The sequence below is a fragment of the Duganella sp. sic0402 genome (assembly GCF_019219065.1).
GTDB lineage: Bacteria > Pseudomonadota > Gammaproteobacteria > Burkholderiales > Burkholderiaceae_D > Rugamonas.
The window spans coordinates 1-293 of record NZ_JAHUWK010000043.1 but is presented as its reverse complement, the minus strand read 5'-3'; the positions used below and the strand labels follow the sequence as shown (position 1 = coordinate 293).

Sequence of the window (293 nt, the reverse complement as noted above, 5' to 3'; positions counted from 1 at the left end):
CCTGAAAACCTCGGTGATCGCCGCGCTGACCAGCAACCAGATCGGCGCGCTGACCACCGAAGACGTGGTCGCCCTGAAGAGCGCGCAGTTTGCCGCGATGAATTCGAACCAGCTGACCGGCCTGACCACCGAGCAGATCGTCGCGATGAACTCGACCCACTTCGGCGCGCTCAACTCGACCCAGTTCAACGCGCTGTCGACCAACAACATCGCCGCGATCGAGACCGCTGACATCGTTGGCCTGAAAACCAGCATCATCTCGTCGCTGAGCAGCGAGCAGTTCAAAGCGCTGG

At 61.4% G+C, this 293-nt stretch carries 1 protein-coding gene; it reads left to right on the top strand.

All coding sequences use genetic code 11. The annotated features are described in order from the left end of the window. Positions 1-293: hypothetical protein (locus KW842_RS27230; RefSeq protein WP_218307312.1), on the top strand; the 293-nt coding region annotated here is incomplete at both ends.